The sequence below is a fragment of the Deinococcota bacterium genome (assembly GCA_030858465.1).
Lineage (GTDB): Bacteria > Deinococcota > Deinococci > Deinococcales > Trueperaceae > JALZLY01.
Map to the genome: position 1 here is coordinate 1 of JALZLY010000063.1, position 2,205 is coordinate 2,205.

Annotated in this window: 2 protein-coding genes; both read right to left on the reverse strand. The window is 65.4% G+C overall.

Going from position 1 to position 2,205, the window contains the following annotated elements; all coding sequences use genetic code 11:
* Positions 1-233 precede the first annotated feature (233 nt).
* Positions 234-668, reverse strand: coding sequence for a peptidylprolyl isomerase (locus M3498_03200; GenBank protein ID MDQ3458302.1), 435 nt, complete (start codon positions 666-668; stop codon positions 234-236).
* 155 nt (positions 669-823) lie between these two features.
* On the reverse strand, positions 824-2,205 hold a 1,382-nt coding region (locus M3498_03205), incomplete at its 5' end, for a gamma-glutamyltransferase family protein (protein MDQ3458303.1).

Here is a 2,205-nt window from a genome sequence, read left to right on the forward strand (position 1 = left end):
AAGGGACAAGTTGTGTCAACTACTCTCGAGCAGCCCTCGAGGCTTTGGGCGTTCCTTCCCGGGTCCGGTCTCATCAGTCCGGTCTCATCAATGGATAAGCCCAGCTTCTCAATATCTTTTCAACGTCTGTATCTTTTCAACGTCTGTTCAATATCTGTATCTATGGCGATCTGTGGCGCGATCAGCCAAGGCTCGCGGCGCTGCGAGCCTGCAACAACTTGTGAGGCCCAGCGTCAGGCGATCTCCACGAGCTCGATGTCGAAGACGAGCGTCTCCCCCGCCAGCGGGTGGTTGGCGTCCAGGAGCACCGCGCCATCGCTCACCTCGGTAATCATGACGGGCACGGCCTGACCGTCCTCCTGGCGAATCTGCAACTGCTGACCGACCTCGGGGCTGATCTCGGCGGGGACGTCTTCACGGCCTAGCTCCATCACCATCCCCTCCTGGCGAGGGCCGTAGGCCTCCTCGGCGGGGATGCGCTCGGTGGTGCTGTCGCCGGGGCTCATGCCGATGACTGCTCTTTCAAAGCCCGCGATGATGTCGCCGCTGCCGATGGTGAACTCCAGCGGCTCGCGCTCTTGTGAGGAGTCGAAGACGGTGCCGTCCTCGAGCTTGCCGGTGTAGTGGACCTTGACGGTATCGCCTTCTTTTGCTTGAGTCGTCATCATTTTCCTCCTGCGTTCGAATCTGAAAACGGGTGGTTTGCATCCGGCAGAACCGAATACGACTTGACCTGTGGATGATAGCGCAGATCGCAGATTTCACCGTAGTCTCCGGTGCGTTTGGAGTGGTGGGTGTACATGACGTCAGGTGGGGCGGCGCGCTAAAAACCCACCGCCTGCCCGTCCTTGCGGTGGTCGGAGGCGGCCAGGTAGCCATCTTCGAGCCGGTAAATGAGCTGCGCGCCACCGTAGGCGAAGGAGTGAACGGGCGCCTCGCGAGTGATGTTATGGCCGCGGCGCTCGAGCTCATCTAGAACCTCCGGCGCGTACCCGGCTTCCACCGCCACCTCGAGTCCCTCAACCACCCGCCAGCGCGGCGCGTCCGAAGCCGCCTGCGGATTCTGGCCGTAGTCGCGGAGGCGCACGACCATCTGCGCGTGGCCCTGGGGCTGCATCGGCCCGCCCATCACGCCGAAGCTCATGAGCGGCCGGCCACTCTGGGTCAAAAAGGCCGGGATGATGGTGTGGAAGGGACGCTTGCCGCCCGCCACCAGGTTGGGGTGGCCCGCCTCGAGCGTAAAGCCCGCGCCGCGGTTTTGCAGGCTGATGCCCGTCCCCGGCACCACCACGCCCGAGCCGAAGCCGTAGTAGTTCGACTGGATAAAGGACACCATCATGCCCTCTTCGTCGGCGGCGGTGAGGTAGATGGTGCCACCGCGCCCCGGCACGCCGAAGCTGGGGTCCTGGGCGCGTTTCGGGTCGATGAGCCTGGCGCGCTCCCTCAGGTAGCCGGGCTCGAGCAGGTCCTCAACCCTCACGTCCATCGTGGCCGCGTCCGAGACGTAGCGGTGGGTGTCGGCGAAGGCCAGCTTCATGGCCTCGAATTGCAGGTGCAGGCTGTCGGCGGAATCGACGGGATGGTCGGACAGCTCGAAGTGCTCTAAGATGCCCAGCATCAGCAAGGCCGCCAGCCCCTGACCGTTGGGCGGAATCTCGTGCAGCTCCACGCCGCGGTAGCCCTGCGCGACGGTGCCCACCCAATCGGCCTGGTGAGAGGCCAGGTCCGCCGCGGTCATGAGCGCGCCCGACGCGCGAGCGTGGGCAGCGATCTTTTCGGCCAGCGCGCCGCGGTAGAAGCTCTCCCCTTTGGTTTCGGCGATTGCCTGAAGCGTCCTCGCCTGGTCCTCGAAACGAAAGACCTCGCCCGCCTTGGGCGCCCTGCCGCCGGGCAAGAAGGCCGCGGCGAAGTCGGGCATATCCCCAAAGATTTGCGGCGCCCTCGCCCAGGCGGCGGCGGTGATCGGCGAGACGAGAAAGCCCTCGCGGGCGTAATGGACGGCGGGCTCGAAGAGCACCTCGAAGGGCAGCTTGCCGAAGCGCTCCGAAAGCACCGCCCAGGACGACACCGCCCCCGGTACCGTCACCGCGTCCCAGCCGCGCAGGGGAATGCTGCCCTGACCCGCGAAGCGTTCCGGCGTCAGCGCCTTGGGCGAGCGGCCCGAGGCATTGAGGCCGTGCAGCTCACGGCCGTCCCAGAGGATGG

Coding starts and splice junctions, on each gene's coding strand:
- M3498_03200 (MDQ3458302.1), bottom strand. CDS start 668: ATGATGACGACTCAAGCAAAAGAAGGCGATACCGTCAAGGTCCACTAC.